This is a genomic window from Paenibacillus sp. sg306046 (assembly GCF_059821225.1).
The window spans coordinates 1-18,162 of record NZ_JCAMRT010000007.1; the positions used below are offsets into that span (position 1 = coordinate 1).

Below are 18,162 nucleotides of genomic sequence, written 5' to 3' on the forward strand. Positions count from 1 at the left end.
CTCAAGCTGTCAAAGTTGAAATGTTGAGTATACACGAGAAAACAGGAGAAAACATTACTTTATAGTGGGAGGAAAGCAACTAATGAATGATCACTCTAGCACTTTGGCAGAAAAAGCGAAAGAACTGCTCCACAAGCAATTGGAGTTGCTGGCGGAGCAGTCGAAGGACTGCGCGGAAGAAGTGTTGCCAAGCATAGCGTTGGCAATGGTCGAAATCTACAAGGCGATGGACGATCGTTCCGGTGCGGCGGATGAACAAGTGGTCAGCGATACGATCAAGACGCTGTGCGCCTTGATCAACAAAATCGCCAACACTTGGAATGCCAATTCTGCCGCAGTCACTTTACCTGATCTGGTTAGCTCCAAGGCCGAATTAGTCAGGGCTTCTAAGAATTAGTATCCCAAAAATCGAAATGGAGCTGATCACATGCGCGACGATCTTATTCATAAAGCTTTATCCGACATCATGATCCTTGCCAGGGTGATAAGCAAGTCTACCGATTACGAGGTCTTCACCTCGTACATGGCTCACGTGGATCTGTTCGAAGTGACGATCCAGCAGCGCGGAACGTTGGGGGTTGTACTGGCTCGTGAACTCGCGTTTCTCGATCAAGATTTTTGCCTGGCCCAACTGGCCGATGTTAGCAATCGGCTGCACGACCTGTCGGCTACCGGACCTATTATCAAAACACTGAAATGAACCCGGATGAAGTCGTATTCCGCTTTGTGGCCCAAATGTCGGGCGTGGATTTCGAGGACATTTGAAAGCAACGAACTCGTATTGAATTTACAGGAGCTGATCTTCCTGAGCGTGACGAAATCGGAATATGCAGAACCTGTATACATTCGGCGTATGATCACAAAAATTTCAACTAAAGAGATGGCTTCTTCTATTGGGGGAAGTGCTGAACGTATCTTCAATCAGAATGAGGGGCGAGGGAGCTTACGCTTCTCGAAGCCATGAAGATGCCTAACAACGAGAAATGTTCATCTCGAAGCGGAGGATGGCTTGATCAAGCTTGCATCTATAAGCGGTCGACTATACGAGGCGCTGCTCGGTGACGGCACCAAACACCCGTATTTCCCTCCAAAACAGTGAAATGGAAGCTCCCTCACATCAGCTTGGCTACATGGCTTGAAGATTAACATCAGATGTGCTTATCACTGCAATATAAGGCGTCAGGGTTTCTCCTGACTGCTTCGACTCGCAAAATCCGCAGTTAAAAATCACACGTGCTGGTCCCTTGATTAACCCCATTGAGTAATGTTACATGACATGTAAATTGTGGTTGCTCTCTGCTCAAGTCTGAGGTAAAACTAATAGTAAATCACGTTTACAATACATTAAATTCGAAGGTGGTTACGGGTGTGATCGTTCAAGTCGAGAGTGAAGCTACTGCAAGGGAATATATACAAGCCGTATACGAAACCGTTATTAAGCGCAACCCTCACGAGCACGAATTCCAGCAGGCTGTCAAGGAAATTTTGGAATCGTTGGTTCCCGTTCTCGCCAAGCATCCGAAGTACATGAAGCACGGTATTCTTGAGCGTCTGGTGGAGCCGGAGCGTCTGATCACGTTCCGCGTGCCATGGGTGGACGATCAAGGGGTTACGCATGTCAACCGCGGCTACCGCGTGCAATTTAATAGCGCGATCGGACCGTACAAGGGCGGCTTGCGGTTCCATCCGTCTGTGAATGCCAGCATTATCAAGTTCCTCGGGTTTGAGCAGACGTTTAAGAACTCCCTGACAGGCCAGCCGATCGGCGGCGGTAAAGGGGGCTCCGATTTCGATCCGAAAGGAAAGTCGGACAACGAAATTATGCGGTTTACCCAAAGCTTCATGACGGAGCTGTATAAATACATCGGTCAAGACACTGACGTGCCAGCTGGAGATATCGGCGTTGGCGCTCGTGAAATCGGGTACATGTTCGGTCAGTATAAACGAATTCGCGGCGCTTACGAGGCGGGCGTTTTGACGGGCAAAGGCGTTATTTACGGCGGCAGCTTGGCTCGCACAGAAGCTACCGGGTATGGCTGCGTATACTTTGTGAATGAAATGCTGCAATCCAAGGGTTTGAGCTTTGAGGGCAGCACGGTCGTCGTTTCCGGCTCGGGCAACGTAGCGATTTATTCGATGCAGAAGGCAATGCAGTTTGGGGCGAAGGTTGTAGCATGCAGCGATTCCAACGGCTACATCTATGACAAAGACGGCATCAATCTGGATACGGTTCGCCGGCTCAAGGAGCAGGATAGAAAGCGGATCAGCGAATATGTGAAGGAGCACCCGGGCGCGCTTTATTTCGAAGGCTGCAACGGCATCTGGACGATCCCGTGCGACATCGCGTTACCGAGCGCCACTCAAAATGAGATTGACGAAGAGATGGCCAAAATTCTGGTCAGAAATGGCGTAAAAGCAGTGGGCGAGGGCGCAAACATGCCATCGACGCTGGAAGCGATTGATGTGTTCCTGCAAGCAGGCGTGCTCTTTGGCCCGGCGAAGGCAGCGAACGCAGGAGGCGTAGCGGTTTCGGCGCTCGAAATGTCCCAAAACAGCATGAGATATTCATGGCATTTCCACGAGGTGGATGACAAGCTGCACACGATTATGAAAAATATTTACCGCAGCTCCGTACAAGCGGCTGAGGAATACGGTCATCCGGGCAATCTCGTCGTTGGAGCCAATATTGCCGGCTTTATCAAAGTAGCCGACACCATGATTGCGCAAGGCGTCATTTAACGAAAACTGCATAAATGCATTCAAAAGCTCAACGTTCCATTACCGGGATGGCTCCCCATTTTGATGTTGTTCAAAGTTGGCGGCCGTCCCGATGAGGGGCGTTGAGCTTTAGGTTTTTTAAGATTATACAATTTATAAGTTTTCAGCGGAGCTGAACGATTCGATAATTGCAAGAAAAGCAACCGCTACACCATGAATGTAGCATCATCGAAAGAGCTTCAATCCGAAGCTTTTTTTATAAGCCAACAAGGCGGCGCGTTCAATCCTCCCTGCCCGCCCGTGAACCTGCTCGATCCCCTTCTGCCGAATGCGCAACCTAAAAAATCCTCTTTCGTATGTATCCCTATGAAATGGACCGGACGAAGCTGCTTCCGGAAGCAGGTCAGTCTGATCCGGCTTATGGCTACCTCATCTGCGTTAAAACATACGCCTATACTAACCATAGAAGTTGAGGGCATACACCTATGAATGAAAAACGAATCGTTCATGCCGAGCGTTGTTATCAGCTGGCCGAGCAGAAGGCTGCCGGCTACTTTGCGTCGCTGTATAAGCAAGTGATGGGTGGGCAGTACATGCGCGCCTTGACCGACGATATTCATATATGGAAACGAAATCATGTTCGCGGCCCGGCATGGCTGTCTTTTGTAACAAGGCGAGCACGAAAGAGGAAGGGCGCGGACGATGTTCGCCATATTCAGTGGCTGGAGCGTACAGGAAAGCTGGATGCTTATCTGGACCGCAGCATTTCGTATATGTACATGCGCGACTTGGGTCAGGCGCTGGATGCTCCGGCAACACAGACCCGTATCAAGCGTCTGGCCGCCGATATGAAGCAGCGGTTGCTGCAGTCCGCCCAGGCCGAGGGCGACGACCAGCCGGAGCTGATCAGCCTGGAAGGGCTGTACCGATGGGCGCAGCAGGAAGGCGTCGAAACAGCCGTGATCTGGGTCCTCGACAAGCTGAAGCGGGTAGCGGCGAACATTCCGGATGAAATGAATGCCGAGCACGCCCAGCGCAAGCTGATGAAAATTATACTAGGCGTGGTGCTGCATGCGATGGAGGACATGGACGACGGCTGTCCGCCTCTGGAACGCGCGCGAAGGCTTGATGCCGCGATCCGGCTTGGCTACTCGTACGGGCTGACGTATCCGTTCATCGACGATTTGCTGGATGCGCCGCTGTTAACGGCGCAGGAGAAAGCGCACTATTCCGGAATGATCCGGACCGCGCTGCTCACAGGCTCAGTGCCGGAGCTGGGCGACTGGGACGGGACGCATAAGACGATGATTGCATACGTGCATGCGGAGCTGCGAGAGGCTTTTGAGACGATCAAGGGCCATCAGCGGCCGGAGACGCAGCACTTGTTTTTCGAGCAAGCTTATGTGTTTTTCCATGCTCAGGAGCTGGACCGCGCCAAGCAGCTGTCCAACGCCGCCTACACAAACGCAGAGCTGTACATGCCGGTGATTTTAAAGTCGGCGTCTTCCCGGCTGATCGCCCGATCCGTGCTGGATGGAGCTGCGGATGAAGGCTTTGAGCAGCGCACCTTCTTCTACGGCATTTACAACCAGCTGGCTGATGACTTCGCTGATCTGTGGGATGACCGCCGGGATGGCGCCGTGACCCCGTACACCTATTATTTGCAGTACCGCGACCGGCGGCCGGACCTGATTAATCCCTATGAATTGTATTGGGCGGTGATTGCCCATCTGATTCATGACGTATACCAAGCGGATGCGAAAGCTCGCGAGGTCATTCTGGATCGGGCCATCAATGGTCTCAAGCGCTGTAAAGCCCGGATCGGCACTGAATCGTACAACCGGTTGATGGACCTGTTTGCCGCCGGAAATCAGGTGTTTAATCGACTTGTCCAGCAGATGGTGCAGAACGCGGAGGATGTCGATTTTTTCGATAAGCTGCTCAGGGATCAACTGGTTATTATGCTCAAGAGAAACCGGCAGGAAAAAGAAGCGTTTCTTGAAACGATCCGCACGGTCCGCCAGCAAATCAACGATACGCTGAGCCTTGTCAAGCCGGACGACATTCCGGCCATGAAGGCGTCGCTGATTGATGCGGCCAACTATAGCCTTGAAGGGGACGGGAAACGTCTGCGTCCGATCGTGACCTGGGTCATGGGGGTGCGGGAATACGGGCTAAGCCCGGACTCCATCATTCCTTTGATGCGGTCATTGGAGTATATGCATACGTCCTCTCTGATCTTCGATGATTTGCCGTCCCAGGACAACGCGGCGATCCGCAGAGGGCGTCCTACGCTGCATCAGGTGCATAACAGCGCCACGGCTGAATTAACGGGCCTATTTCTGATTCAAAAGGCGATTCAGGAGCAGGCGTCGCTGCAGCCCTTTGCTGCCCGGACGGTGCTGGCTTTAATGCGCTATTCCGCGCAGACAGCGGAGGAGCTGTGTGTGGGGCAGGCCACGGATTTGGGCTCCAGAGGCAAGGCGTTGACGCTTGCGCAGTTGAATGCGATTTGCTTCTACAAAACGGGGATCGTGTTCGAAGCTGCCCTGGTGATGCCTGCTATTCTCGCCCAAGCGCCGGAGCAGGAAATCGCCGTGTTGAAAACATTTGCGTACCACGCGGGGATCGCTTTTCAGATCAAGGATGATTTACTGGATGCGCAAGGGGACGCGGGCTTGCTGGGGAAACCCGTCGGTCAGGATGTGGACAACCAAAACTCAACTTTCGTGACGGTTCTGGGCCAGGATGGCGCGCAAAAGGCGATGTGGGAGCACTATTGTCTCGGGATCGAAACGCTGAAACGGCTGCCGCGCCGGGCCGCTTTTTTGAAGCATTTATTGCATGCGCTGGTGAATCGGGATCGGTAGCGGTGAAGCCAAAGCCTTGCGGCGCGTGGTTGACTGCCATCACGTATCGCCGCGCCGCGCGCCGGGAGCTGCGAGCAGTGACGAAGAAAACAAAGAGCGCTGGCCCAACTGGGCGCGCTCTTTGTTGGGGTGGACATCGCGGCCGGCGCTACGGCTTATGCCAAAACCAAAGCTGCAGCGTTGGCAGCGCTTTTCGTTTAGAGCCGACCTGCAGGTACAGCACTCGTACTTTATGGCCTGCTAATAAAGAGGTGGAGGCGGTTTTAACCGATGGCGCCAGGTGAAGAAATTCCTCCGCGGCATGGGCCGGCAGCGTAGCGCCGACGGTCAGCATAGCTGCAAGACACAATGAAGCAAAACGTATACTCTGTTGTACAAAAAGTGAAGGACTATCGTATATTATACAAATTTACTAGATTTAGATAGATGATCGCGTGCTTAATGTCGAACAAAGGAGCCGGAGCGTTTGGAGCGCATATTTGCTGCTTGGAGGGAGCTATGGGGGAAATAAACGGTTCGAGGAGAAGAACGGCCTACAATTGCGAGCGCATCCCGAGTGGATTTTTGGCCCGGCTGACAAACGATCAGGCCTCATCGACGATACTGGTGCGGGAGGGGCGAGGGTACTTGGGACTGCCTCCAGTCCAAGGAAATTGCGGAATGCTGTAGAATATAACGAAGTAAGAAGCTGCCAAGCTGGCAAACAAAGGAGAAGCGATATCATTGACTGTCAAGCCGCGCTTGGCCTATCTTGACCACCTTCGGGTCTTTTTAACTTTATTAGTGATCGTGTTCCACACGTCGATTGCTTACGGGGCAGCAGGCTCCTGGATTTTGGACGGGGTCGACAAAAGCCAGCTGACAGGCACAGCCGTGCTGCTGACGATTTTTACGGCAGTGTGCCAGTCATTTTTTATGGGCTTGTTTTTTTTCATCTCGGCTTATTTCACACCCTCGGCCTATGACCGCAAGGGTGCGTTCAGATTTCTTCAGGATAGGCTGTTGCGGTTGGGAATTCCGCTGCTTGTTTATTATTTCGGGATCGGACCGCTGACCGTATGGTTCGCCCAAGCCCGGGAGCAGCTGACGGTGGCGCAGTTTTATGAAACGTATGTATGGAGCTTCCGAACGACGTTTTTTGGACCAGCCTGGTTTCTGGAGGCGTCTATTTATCTCGCGCTGCTTTATGCTCTCGTAAGGTTACTTGCAGGGGACCGACGCGGGATGCGTCAGCCGCTGGCATTTCCCACGGGCAAGCTGCTTGTTGCGATTGCTCTCTTGTTAGGCTGCGCGGCGTTTCTCGTCCGGCTCGTCTATCCTACCGGCGAAGGGCCGCTGGAGCTGCAGCTTGGCTATTTTCCATCCTACATCCTGCTGTTTATAGCGGGCTTGCTGGCCCGGCGGCATGGCTGGCTGGATACGATTCCGTCCAAGCTGCAGCGAACATGGGCATGGGTTGCATTGGGTACGATCCCCGCGCTGCCGGTAGGGCTAATTTTGACTGGAGCGCTGGAGGGGGAGGTTGCCTTTGCAGGCGGTTGGAACATTCAAGCCTTTCTGTATGCGATGTGGGAACCGTTTGTTTGTATAGGCATCGTGCTGCTGCTGTTAGTCTGGTTTCGCAGGCACTGCAATCAGGTACGAGCGTGGTCTTCCTGGCTGGCGGAGCAGGCTTACGCTATGTATATCATTCACCCCGCAGTGGTCGTAGGCTGGACGCTGGCGTTACAGGAGGTTTACTGGCCTGCTGGCATCAAGTGGGCGGCCGTCTCCATCCTCTCGATTATCGTGTGCGTGGCTGCGGCGGGCTGCATCCGGCTGATTCCTTATGTCAAAAGAGTGCTCTAGAGCTGTTCCGACATGCGGCGCGGCTGCTGATTGGATGCAAGGCTGGCTTGGCTGTTCGTTGTCGGGGTGAACCGGCTCATGGTATGCTGGAGACAGATTAATTCCGTATTGGGGTGGAGGCTCTGGCATGCAAACCTTTGTTGTACTTGGCAGTTTGTTGATGTTTACGGCCGTCGCGCTCGGAGCTTTCGGAGCGCATGCGCTGAAGGCCAAGCTGTCGCCGGATAAAATGAAGGTGTACGAAACTGCGGTGCAGTATCATCTCGCGCACGGACTTGGCCTGCTCCTGCTTGGGCTGCTCGCGGACAGGTTTCCGGCTTCTTCACTGATGATGACGGCTGGCTGGCTGCTGCTGGCGGGTGTGCTGCTGTTTTCGGGCAGCCTGTACATGCTCAGCATAACAGGCAACCGGAAGTTTGGCCCGGTCACGCCGCTGGGCGGCGTAGCGTTCCTGGTTGGCTGGGCGCTGGTACTGGTTGCGGCTATTTAACCGTTTAAGCGCCGCCTGTCGTCAGATTGGGACGGCAGGCGCGTGTCGCCCGCGGGCTATGAGACACCGTTCCTGGTTGCAGGAGCGGTGTTTTTGCTGCCGTCGCAGCCGCTGTGCGTAGGAGGCGGAAGGCATCAGACTTCTAGGCAGCTACGGCCAAGGCAGGCATGCGCAGGCTGCTGCCGTGCAGCGGCTGTACAGAGGCAGAGACGAAGCCGTACATGGCATTAGGCTAAAGTGTATAAACTAAGTCTTGACAAAACTCCATCCTGTAACTAAACTGGTTACTAGTTAGAGCGTTTCATTTACATGAAAAGGACGGTAAGGAACATGAAAATTGCGATTATTGGAGCAAGCGGTAAGGCTGGCAATACGATCGGCAAAGAAGCATTGAGCCGGGGGCATGAGGTGACGGCAATTGTCCGGGACGCCTCCAAGGTTGATCTGGCGGGTGCGGCGGTTATTGAGAAGGATATTTTCCAGCTTACGGCCCAAGACTTCCAGGCGTTCGATGTTGTCGTTAATGCGTTCGGCGCGCCGCACGGCCAGGAGCATCTGCATGTGGACGCGGGCAAGGTGCTGATCGCGGCTGCTCAGGGAGCGCCTGAGACGAGATTGTTCGTTGTTGGCGGAGCGGGCAGCCTATATGCGGATGAAGCCGGAACAACCCGTCTGTATGATACCGAGCAATTCCCTAAGGAGTATTACCCAACGGCCTCCAACCAGGGCAAAAACCTGAACGACCTGCGCGCAGCGAGCGGCCTCAAGTGGACGTTCCTTAGTCCGGCCATGTTTTTTGACCCGGCGGGTCCGCGAACCGGCGCTTACCAGAAGGGCGGCAACCATCCGATCTTCAACGCCCAGGGCAAAAGCTATATCAGCTATGCCGACTATGCGATTGCTGTCGTAGATGAAATCGAGCAGGCTAACCATCTGAATGAGCGCTTTTCGGTCGTAGCGGAAGCTCAATAAGCGTAAGCAAAGCTGCCGGAAAACACGGATGCAGCTTCATCGTAAGTGCTTCGAGTCGAAGCTTTTCATCTGAACGAAGTCATCTAAATTCCCTGCTGTAAATCGGTACGCTGCGTGCGCGTATCGGTTTGGGCAGGTTTTTTTGTGTGAAACGGGGCAGTTGTTCATGGTATAATAGACCTTTATTTGACAGATCCGGAGGGATGCATGGTGTCAGTGACGGAGTGGGGGATGCACCTGGCCGAGCAAATCAGATGGAAGGACATTGGGATTGCGCTGGGGATTTTGGCGCTGTTTCTGGTGTGCCGCAAGCTGTTTACGCGGTATCTGGTTGCGTTTTTATCGCGGAAGCTCAAGGGCTCCCAAAGCAAGCTGTTCTGGCTGGAGGCGCTGGAGAAGCCGATGCGGCTGCTGTTTGTGGTTGTGGGCGCGTACTGGGCCGCTTCGTACTTGATGCCGGCGGACTGGGAGCATCGTCTGGCGGTGGATAAGCTGTTTCGCAGCGCGGGAATCGGGCTGGTCGGCTGGGGGCTGTACAACATCTCGGCGTCATCGTCGCTGCTGCTGCTGGAGGGCTTCAGCAAGCGGCTCGGTCTGGACGATTCGAGCATGCTGCTGCCGTTTTTGTCGCGCGTGCTGCGCTTCGTGGTCCTGTTAATCAGCGTGACGCTGGTTGCGGCGGAGTGGGGCTTCAGCATTAACGGCCTCGTAGCCGGGATGGGGCTGGGCAGTCTCGCCATCGCGCTGGCGGCCAAGGACACGCTGGGCAACATTATCGGCGGGATCGTCATTATTTTGGAAAAGCCGTTTGCCAAAAACGACTGGATTTTGACGCCGAGCGTGGAAGGGTTCGTGGAGGATATTACGTTCCGCAGCACGCAAATCCGCACGTTCGCCGATTCGGTGGTTACGGTGCCCAACGCGACGCTGGCCGCGCAGCCGATTACGAATTGGAGCCGGATGGGCAAGCGGCGCATTTCCTTTTCGCTTGGTGTCGCGCTGGATTCAGACCGGGAGCGGCTGGCGGCAGCGATTGAGCGGATTGACGTGATGCTGAAGGCGCATGAGGGAATTGACCCGAAGATGATTATCGTCAAGTTTAATGAATTTAACGAAAGCAGCCTGGGCATCTTCTTTTACTTTTTTACGAAGACGACGATCTGGGTGGAATATTTGACGGTACGTCAAGAGCTGAATTTGACCGTGATGCGCATCCTGGAGGAAGAAGGCATCCGGCTCGCTTACCCTGCGCAGCGGATCTTCGTTGAGGAGGCAGCGCCTGTGCGCGAGCGGGTTCATGCCTGAGCAGAGGGGCTTGTCGCCGCTGCGTCACACATAGCGTAACCGCGGGTTGTATGCTACGATAGAGGGTACGAGCCAAGAACATCCGGGACGGAGCCTGTGACCATGAAGAAATTCAAGAAGTTTTATATCGAAATTACGAGCGTCTGCAACCTGGCCTGCTCGTTCTGTCCGCAGACGAAGCGGCAGGCGAGCTTTATTCAGCTGGACGCCTTCACGAACATATTGGAGCAAATCAAGCCGCACACAGACTCCATCTACCTGCACGTGAAGGGCGAGCCGCTGCTGCATCCGAAAATCGACCAGCTGCTGGATCTGAGTCACGAGCGCGGCTTCAAGGTCAATATTACAAGCAACGGCACGCTGCTGCACAAGGTTAAGCATAAGCTGCTCCACAAGCCCGCTTTGCGGCAAATGAACTTCTCGCTGCACAGCTTCGACGGACATGAGGGCTCGGTGGACAAGGAAGGCTACGTGTCGATGGTGCTGTCGTTTGCCAAGGAAGCGGTGGCCCACTCCGACATGCTTGTTTCGCTGCGGCTGTGGAACTTGACTGAGGATAATGTGAAAAACGAAGAACGTCAGCGCAATCGGGACATCCTGGAGATGATTGAGCGGGAATTCGAGCTGGATTACAAAATCGAGGAGAAGTTCAAACGAGGCGGCGGCGTGAAGCTGACCAAGCAAATTTACCTGAACCAGGACCATGAGTTCAAGTGGCCGGACTTGAAGGAAGACGAGGATGAAGGCAAGGGCTTCTGCCACGGATTGCGTAATCAGGCTGGTGTTCTGGTTGATGGCACGGTGATCCCCTGCTGTCTGGATGGGGAAGGCGTCATTAACCTGGGCAACATTCACCAGCAATCGTTTTCAGACATTATCGAAGGCGAACGCGCTGTCCGGATGTATGACGGCTTCTCCCGCCGGGAGATTGTCGAAGAGCTGTGCCGCAAATGCGGTTACCGCCGCAGATTCGGCGCCTAGCCGCGGAGAAATGCTGTAAAACAAACAAGCGCCAGAGTCGCCGATGGGCGGTTCCGGTGCTTGTTTGTTTTACCTAACTAACAGATGTACGTTCATGCAGCTTGCGCCGTCTTGACGGCCCGTGCTGCGGATCAGTATTTGGTCGTCTGGGCCGCGTTGTTGCCGATGCCTTTGCGGCTCCATGGTGTGCCGAGGAACGGCAGCGCCCAGCGGTCGATCCCGTACCAGCCTGCATTTTTCCAGGCAAGCACCAGCCAGGTAGCCAAAATAAACAAAATCGGGTTCGTGCTCAGCGTACCTGCAAACAGGAAGCTGACGTTCATCACGCCGCCAAAGAAGGCCGCGATTCCGGTCAGGAGGCCGAGGATCAGGCCAAGTCCGACCAGCAGCTCGCCGAAGGCTACAGCAAAGCCGAATACCTTCGCATTAGGCATCACGAAGCCTTCCAGAAAATTCGCATACCAGCCGGTTACATCTTTACCTGCCTCAGCTTTCGCCAAAGCGCCTTTTACAAAGCCTTGCAGCGCGGTGCCTGCCTGATCTCCGGTCCAAGCCGGGCTGGTTACCTTTTTCCAGCCTGCTGTAATCCACGAATACCCAACATACAACCGGACCAGCAGCCAGATCAGACCCGCTCGCGTGCTGTTGAATAAAAAGTTCGAGACAGGGTTTTCCGGGATAATAATTTCTTTGTTTGCCATTGTAATGCGCCTCCCTTAAAAATAGTTGAGCCGTTTCGCTCTCGTGCTCGAATGAATTAAGCTCATTGTAACGCGTCGGTTGAATTTACGGTGTGAGGATTGTCACAGCCTACCCGCAACCTCAGGCATGCAGGGGAAAGGTGACGCGGACGACGGTCCCGCCGCCTTCGCGGGCGAGTACATCAAGCGACGCATGATGCCGATGGGCAATGCTGTAGCAGATCGGCAGCCCCAGCCCGGTGCTGGCTTCCTTGGTTGTCAAAAACGGCGTCCCCAGCTTCTCCAGCAGGCTGCTGTCGATGCCGCACCCTTCATCTGCGATTTCCAGCACGATGCCGGACGGTACGGCATACGTTTGCACCCGCAGCGTTTGTCCGGCCTGCATCGCCTCATACCCGTTATGGACGAGATTCAGCATCAGCTGCTTCACTTCGCTGCTGTCCAGCAGCAGCAGCGGTGTCGGCGCCAGATCGAACTCGACATGAAGCCGGGAGAGGTTGGCCTTCGAACGGATGAACGGCATCATGGTTCGCGCCAGTTCATCCAACCGGCAGGGGGCCGGCGCAAACGACTTATTGTTGGCCAACGATAAAAATTGGGTAATGATCTGATTGCCCCGATCCATCTCGTCGATCATGAGCTTGAACTGCATCCGGTAGGAGCTGAAATCCGGACGGCCGAGCATCCATTGCAGGTAACCGCGTACCGTTGTCATTGGGTTGCGAATTTCATGGCCGATGCTGGCAGCCATCTGGCCGACCAGATTCATTTTGTCGAGCCGGTGCAGATGGGTATCGAGCCGCTTTTTATCCGTGATATCAATCATGATGCATAAGCGGCAGCTTTGCCGCCCGATGACCATCAGCTCCGTGGATAGCAGTGCGAACCGTTCTTCTCCCCTCTGGTTCGTATAGGTTACCTCGCGACCCTTCAAGCTTGTTAGCGGGGGGACAGACTTTTCCTTGATACACAGTCCTAGCTCCAGGCTGGTGCGGCCGATAATTTGCTCACGCGGCAGACCGAGGGCACGCGCAAACATTTCGTTAACATCAAGATAAGTGCCGGTGGACAGCTGGCTGATCGCGATCATACAGACATGATTATGAAAAGTCCGGCAAAACCATTCCCTGAGTTCGTGACATGTTTCGGGCAGTTGGATGCGCTTACTTAAAGCTTGAAGATCGGCGTCGGAAGGCATGGCTTGGCCATTCCCTTCCGCAGGCCGGGTCAGGCTCGCAGTCAACCCGGAACGCGACTGCTCGTTCACCAGCTGCTTGCTGTGCGCCGCCTCTCTGGTCCGCTGCTGTTCCAGCTCAAGCGGCGCTGCTTGGGATCGCGCGGAGCTGATCGCGAATGCGGCGGCGCAATGACTGGCCAGCAATTCGCAGAAGCTGGCGTAATCGGCATCGAAGGCAAGCCTCGGGCTGACGCCTACGATCAGCACAGCCGCGGCTTCGGCGGTAGCAGCATCGGGCAGCGGCAGCACGACGGCCGTTTGCGGCGGCTCTGCGCCATCGGCTGCAAGCTGTTCGGTATAACGAACATCCAGATCACGCAAGACGGTCGCTTGCCGGGAGCGGACGGTGCGGACGATTCCCCAGCGGTCCTGCTCGACAGGCAAGGATAAGCTGAGCTGCTCCGGCAGCAAGGCTGCGGCCTGCCCGGTCCCGGTATGTCCGGCCCGATGGGCCGTCCCGGAATGGAAATCGACAAGATAAAGCTGGGCAAACGCGATATCCTGCGGCTGCCGGCCGAGCACCTGCATCAGGCTGGCGCAAGTATGGGCCGGGCTGGCGCGGCCGCCGCCGACACAAGCCGCGAGGCGGCGGAGCAGGGTGAAGCGCCGCTCGCCGAGCACGCGTTGCGTCGTTTCGATGGCGGTGCCGATCAGACCGGAGGGCCGACGGTTTTCGTCGTAAAGCGGATTATACGTAAAGGTGAAATAGCATTCCTCCAGAAAGCCGAGGCGGTTCAGCCAGATTTGCCGATCCTCCTGAATGATGCCTGTGCCTGAAGTCAGCACGTCATCGAATATCGGTTCAAGCTGATCCCGGAGTGGGAATTGGCAGGCGGCCATTCGTTGCCCCAGCGACTCAGGATGCTTCAGAGGGTGCAAGAACGGAATAAACGCTTCATTATAGAGGATTGTCCGCTGCTTGCCCCACAGGAGAACCGTAGGAAGCGGGTGGCCGAGACATAAATCAAGTGCTGCGATCAGGCTGGGGGGCCAGCTTTCCCTCGGTCCGAGGGGGCTCTGATCCCAATCCGTGTGATCCATGAGTTGCTCTCGGATGACGTGGGAAGGAGGAGTATCTTCTGTTAAACGAGGCGAATTCTGATCTTCCAGCATAGGTTGAGCAACCCTCCGTTTCAATAATAATGGACAGGGATAGGGTGATACCCTATATTTTACTGGAAAGTGGCTGCCTGGACTAGAGCCGCCAAGACCGACCTAATACCTATTTCCTTAGGCCTATAAGTCTTATAAGCGCGGTTTTTTGCCCGATTACGCGATTTTCTGAAATTTTCAGAAAGTAGCTATTGTCAGCCTCCCGCTGCTTGTGCTAAGATTCACATTACAAGAAGTTGAACCTTCGGGGCAGGGTGAAATTCCCTACCGGCGGTGATGATACGTTCGTGTATCGCAGCCCGCGACTCCCGGCCTTCGGCCGGGACTGACTTGGTGCAATTCCAAGGCCGACGGTATAGTCCGGATGAGAGAAGGTGAAAAACAACTGTCGAATGCTTTGAGCGACAGGTTTGTTTGGCGTTGCCCCCGTTGGATCATCAGCGGGGGCTTTGTCTCTTTTCAGAAGGTTCAATTCAAAACATTCCTCAGGAGGTTTTTGAATTGGAGCACACAGCTGGTTCTGTCACTGAACGCAAGAGCTTTGCCTGGAAATCGACCATCGCCCGTGAGAGCCGGGGCATCTGGTACGTTGCGCTTGGCGCGATTTTGTGGGGTCTCGATCCGTTGTTCCGCATTTTGCTGTTGAAAAGCTTTACCTCTGCGCAAATTGTATTTATCGAGCATGTGCTGCTTGCTTTTTACGCGCTCCCGGTATTTATCAAGTATCGTCACACGCTGACGGGCAAGCTGACGCTCGGCGTGATCGGAGCGCTATTGTTTATCTCGTGGGGCGGCTCCGCCATCGCCACGATGCTGTTTACGTCGGCATTCGCTTACGGCAATGCCAACGCGGTGCTGCTGCTGCAGAAGCTGCAGCCGTTGTTTGCGATTGTGCTTGCCCGACTGCTGCTGAAGGAAGCGCTGCCCGCCCGCTTTTTCGGATATGTCGGACTTGCGCTGCTCGGTACGTATTTGCTGACGTTTGGCTTTGGCGCACCGTCCTTGGGTTTGCACGACCTGGCGACGCTGAGCTGCCTGTTTTCGATTTTGGCCGCGGTGCTGTGGGGCGGCTCGACCGTCATGGGTAAATATTTGCTGCAAAAGCAGCTGAACTTCCATCTGGTCACTTCGCTGCGCTTTCTGGTCGCGATTCCGCTGCTTTCCGTTGTCCTGTTTGCAGCCGGCGATTCGTGGCAGGCGGCGGGAACCGGCGGGGCCATGACGCTGCTGGCGGTCAACCTGCTGTTTCAGGCTTTTTTCCCAGGCTTGATCAGCATGCTGCTGTACTACAAAGGACTGTCCTCGACGAAGGCGGTGTACGCGACGATCGCCGAGCTGTCCTTCCCGGCTGTCGGGGTGCTGGTCAACTGGCTGGCGTTTGATCAGGCGCTGACCTGGGGGCAGCTGACAGGCTTTGTGCTGATCTGGTCCACGCTGTTTCTGATGAGCCGCCGCAGCGCGCCGGCCTCCGAGCCTGCTGCCGCGCAAGCGGCTTGAGCAGATGGACTGAATGCGCGCCGTCGTGCCGTTTGCGGCGGTGAAGGAAACCGAAGGCTCCAGCGGTCTTACATCAGTGCGGAGCGAAGTACAGGTTAGCTAGAAGATCGTTTCAAAAGTTCGGATGCGGTGTCTGACATGTAAAACGACCTATCTAAGCGATGGTTCGAACAAGTGAATTTACGAAACGTTCTACTAGTGCCGCTGGTTCTACCTGCCTGCTCCGTTCCCGGAGCAGGCTTTTTGCTGCCCGCTGACGACATGAAGCGTCATCCAGCGTCGCGGCTGGCCCCTGGGCCCGGACTTTTCGGACCTTAGGATATGGAAGGATATGGACATCATCCCTTGACGGTATAGGAAGAGGGGGGTAAAATGAAGGGGTTATACATCCCGGAAGGGATGATTACAGTTGAGAGAAGGCTTTTTGTTCAATGAATACGAAGATTGTCGCCTTGGGCTTGTATATCATGCTGATTTACTGGCTGTCCTTGCATGTTCCTGAGTTGCATATGTTGTTTTTCCCGACGTTAGGCGCCTTCAGTCTTTTGTTTGTGTCATGCCCGCTGCTGCCTAAGCAAATCGGCAAGGTGGCGATGGGCGCCGTGCTCGCTTCCCTGATCGGATCGGTTGCGGTGATGATGTATCCCGGCGTCATTTCACTATTTATCACCATGCTGCTTGTAACCGGACTGATTCGCAAGTTTCATTGGAATGCGCCGCCGATTTTGGCCGTTGCTTTTATTCCTTTCTTTGCTCAGGCGCCGGACTGGTGGGTTGTGCCCTTGTCTGTAGCCGGCGCGATTATGGGACTCGTTGCAACGCTGGTCCTTGCGCATCTGTTAGAAGTGAAGCTGAGCCCCGCGGTGCGGGTATTTACTTTTGGCCGCAAGCAAGCCGAGGTCGCCCCTGGACGCCAGCGGCGTCTATAAAATTTAACTCTGACGAGGAGCGTATATATGAACTATATCAGTACACGGGGACAAGTTTCCCCTATCGGCTTTATCGACGCTATTCTGATGGGATTGGCCGATGATGGCGGCTTGCTGGTGCCGGAGCGTCTGCCGCAGATTTCGGCGGAAACGCTGCAGCAATGGCAGAAGCTGACGTACACGGAGCTGGCGCTGGAAATTTTCTCTTTGTTCGTGAACGATGAAATTCCGCGTGAGGATCTGAAGCAGCTTGTCGATGACAGCTATGCGACCTTCCGGCATGAAGAAGTGACGCCGGTGCGCCAGCTGGACGGCAACCGTTATGTGCTGGAGCTGTTCCACGGGCCGACCTTTGCGTTCAAGGATGTAGCGCTGCAATTTCTGGGCAACCTGTACGGCTACGTGTCCCGCAAAACGAATTCGATTATTCATATTTTGGGCGCAACGTCCGGCGATACCGGAGCGTCGGCGATTGAAGGCGTGCGCGGCAAGGACGGCATTCGCATCTGCATCCTTCATCCGCACCAGAAGGTGAGCAAGGTGCAGGAGCTGCAGATGACGACGGTGGATGACGCCAACGTGCTTAATCTTGCGGTCGAAGGCACCTTCGACGACTGCCAGCGCATCATCAAGGAATTGTTTGCGGACGTCGAGTTTAAGCACAAGTATCATCTGCGTGCGATCAACTCGATTAATATTGCCCGCATTTTGGCGCAGACGGTGTATTACTTCTACGCTTACCTGCAGCTGGCGAGCAAAGGTCAGGCGGATAAGCTGAGCTTTAGCGTGCCGACCGGTAATTTCGGCGATATTTTCGCCGGTTATCTCGCTAAAAAGATGGGCTTGCCAATCCACCAGCTGATGCTGGCGACCAACGAAAACAATATTCTGGCCCGTTTCGTGCAGGAGGGTGTTTATGAGCCGGGCGCGTTCAAGGGAACGTACAGCCCGTCGATGGATATCCAGGTGGCGAGCAATTTCGAGCGCTACTTGTTCTACCTGTACGGTGAAAATGCGGAGCAGGTCACCGCGCTGATGGCGCAGTTCAAGGCTGAGGGACGCATTGTGATCGAAGGCGAGACGCTCAAGCAGGTGCAGGCAGACTTTGCTGCTCATAGCGTCGGCAACGAGGAATGTCTGGATGCAATCAGCGGCTGCTACACGAAGCATCAATATTTGCTTGATCCGCATACCGCTTGCGGAGCGGCGGCTGCGGATCAGCTGTCCGGCGAAGGAGAATCGGTCGTCGTGTTGTCCACCGCCCATCCGGCCAAATTCGACGAAGCGATCCGGCTGCGCGAGATCAGCCAGACGTACCCCGAGCCGATTCAGGCGCTGTTCGACAAGCCGCAATTCCAGCAGGTTGTCGGCGGCACCAACGAGGAGATTCAGAAGCGGCTGGAGGCGTTCTTTTAAGAAGAACTGCTGAAATGAACGTATTTATATCAGCTTTATCATTAAAGCGCTGGTTTTGGGCCGAGAAGCCTGAACCTGCGCTTTT

The 18,162-nt window shown here is 54.9% G+C and carries 14 protein-coding genes and 1 riboswitch; of the genes, 12 read left to right on the forward strand and 2 right to left on the reverse strand.

Features of this window, described 5'->3' with window-relative positions; genetic code table 11:
- Positions 1-82 precede the first annotated feature (82 nt).
- The 9 genes from AC6ROY_RS08925 to AC6ROY_RS08965 all read left to right on the forward strand — a co-directional run bounded on the left by AC6ROY_RS08925 (position 83) and on the right by AC6ROY_RS08965 (position 11,184).
- The gene (locus tag AC6ROY_RS08925) at positions 83-397 is read left to right on the forward strand and encodes a hypothetical protein (protein WP_500099902.1); all 315 of its coding nucleotides are present in this window, start codon (positions 83-85) and stop codon (positions 395-397) included.
- 30 nt (positions 398-427) lie between these two features.
- Complete coding sequence (locus AC6ROY_RS08930) at positions 428-700, forward strand: hypothetical protein (protein WP_500099903.1); 273 nt, start codon at positions 428-430, stop codon at positions 698-700.
- A 668-nt stretch (positions 701-1,368) separates the two neighbouring features.
- Positions 1,369-2,739: an NADP-specific glutamate dehydrogenase gene (gene gdhA / locus AC6ROY_RS08935; protein WP_500099904.1), complete on the forward strand. Its 1,371-nt coding sequence runs from the start codon at positions 1,369-1,371 to the stop codon at positions 2,737-2,739.
- A gap of 464 nt (positions 2,740-3,203) precedes the next feature.
- On the forward strand, positions 3,204-5,588 hold the full coding sequence (locus AC6ROY_RS08940; protein WP_500099905.1) for a polyprenyl synthetase family protein: 2,385 nt from the start codon (positions 3,204-3,206) through the stop codon (positions 5,586-5,588).
- A gap of 723 nt (positions 5,589-6,311) precedes the next feature.
- Positions 6,312-7,436, forward strand: a complete 1,125-nt coding sequence (locus tag AC6ROY_RS08945) for an acyltransferase family protein (RefSeq protein ID WP_500099906.1) — start codon at positions 6,312-6,314, stop codon at positions 7,434-7,436.
- Positions 7,437-7,563: 127 nt separating this feature from the next.
- A complete protein-coding gene (locus tag AC6ROY_RS08950) occupies positions 7,564-7,926 on the forward strand; it encodes a DUF423 domain-containing protein (RefSeq protein ID WP_500099907.1) in 363 nt (120 codons plus the stop codon).
- Between the two features lie 330 nt (positions 7,927-8,256).
- Positions 8,257-8,898 (forward strand): NAD(P)-dependent oxidoreductase, encoded by a 642-nt coding sequence (locus tag AC6ROY_RS08955; RefSeq protein WP_500099908.1) that lies wholly within the window; start codon positions 8,257-8,259, stop codon positions 8,896-8,898.
- A 207-nt stretch (positions 8,899-9,105) separates the two neighbouring features.
- Positions 9,106-10,203: a mechanosensitive ion channel family protein gene (locus AC6ROY_RS08960; protein ID WP_500099909.1), complete on the forward strand. Its 1,098-nt coding sequence runs from the start codon at positions 9,106-9,108 to the stop codon at positions 10,201-10,203.
- 102 nt (positions 10,204-10,305) lie between these two features.
- A complete protein-coding gene (locus AC6ROY_RS08965) occupies positions 10,306-11,184 on the forward strand; it encodes a radical SAM/SPASM domain-containing protein (RefSeq protein WP_500099910.1) in 879 nt (292 codons plus the stop codon).
- A gap of 131 nt (positions 11,185-11,315) precedes the next feature.
- On the opposite strand, the gene AC6ROY_RS08970 is transcribed toward AC6ROY_RS08965, so the two are convergent.
- Together AC6ROY_RS08970 and AC6ROY_RS08975 are read right to left on the reverse strand one after the other, a co-directional pair.
- Entirely contained in the window at positions 11,316-11,885 is a 570-nt protein-coding gene (locus AC6ROY_RS08970) for a DoxX family membrane protein (protein ID WP_500099911.1), read from the reverse strand.
- Between the two features lie 121 nt (positions 11,886-12,006).
- The gene (locus AC6ROY_RS08975) at positions 12,007-14,163 is read right to left on the reverse strand and encodes an ATP-binding protein (RefSeq protein WP_500099913.1); all 2,157 of its coding nucleotides are present in this window, start codon (positions 14,161-14,163) and stop codon (positions 12,007-12,009) included.
- Between the two features lie 308 nt (positions 14,164-14,471).
- A riboswitch (FMN riboswitch) is annotated at positions 14,472-14,615 on the forward strand.
- A 121-nt stretch (positions 14,616-14,736) separates the two neighbouring features.
- On the opposite strand from AC6ROY_RS08975, the gene AC6ROY_RS08980 reads away from it, so the two are divergent.
- The 3 genes from AC6ROY_RS08980 (at position 14,737) to thrC (ending at position 18,077) form a co-directional block, all read left to right on the forward strand.
- A complete protein-coding gene (locus AC6ROY_RS08980) occupies positions 14,737-15,732 on the forward strand; it encodes a DMT family transporter (protein ID WP_500099914.1) in 996 nt (331 codons plus the stop codon).
- Between the two features lie 431 nt (positions 15,733-16,163).
- Positions 16,164-16,661, forward strand: coding sequence for a hypothetical protein (locus AC6ROY_RS08985; protein ID WP_500099915.1), 498 nt, complete (start codon positions 16,164-16,166; stop codon positions 16,659-16,661).
- A gap of 27 nt (positions 16,662-16,688) precedes the next feature.
- A complete protein-coding gene (gene thrC, locus AC6ROY_RS08990; protein WP_500099916.1) occupies positions 16,689-18,077 on the forward strand; it encodes a threonine synthase in 1,389 nt (462 codons plus the stop codon).
- Positions 18,078-18,162 lie beyond the last annotated feature (85 nt).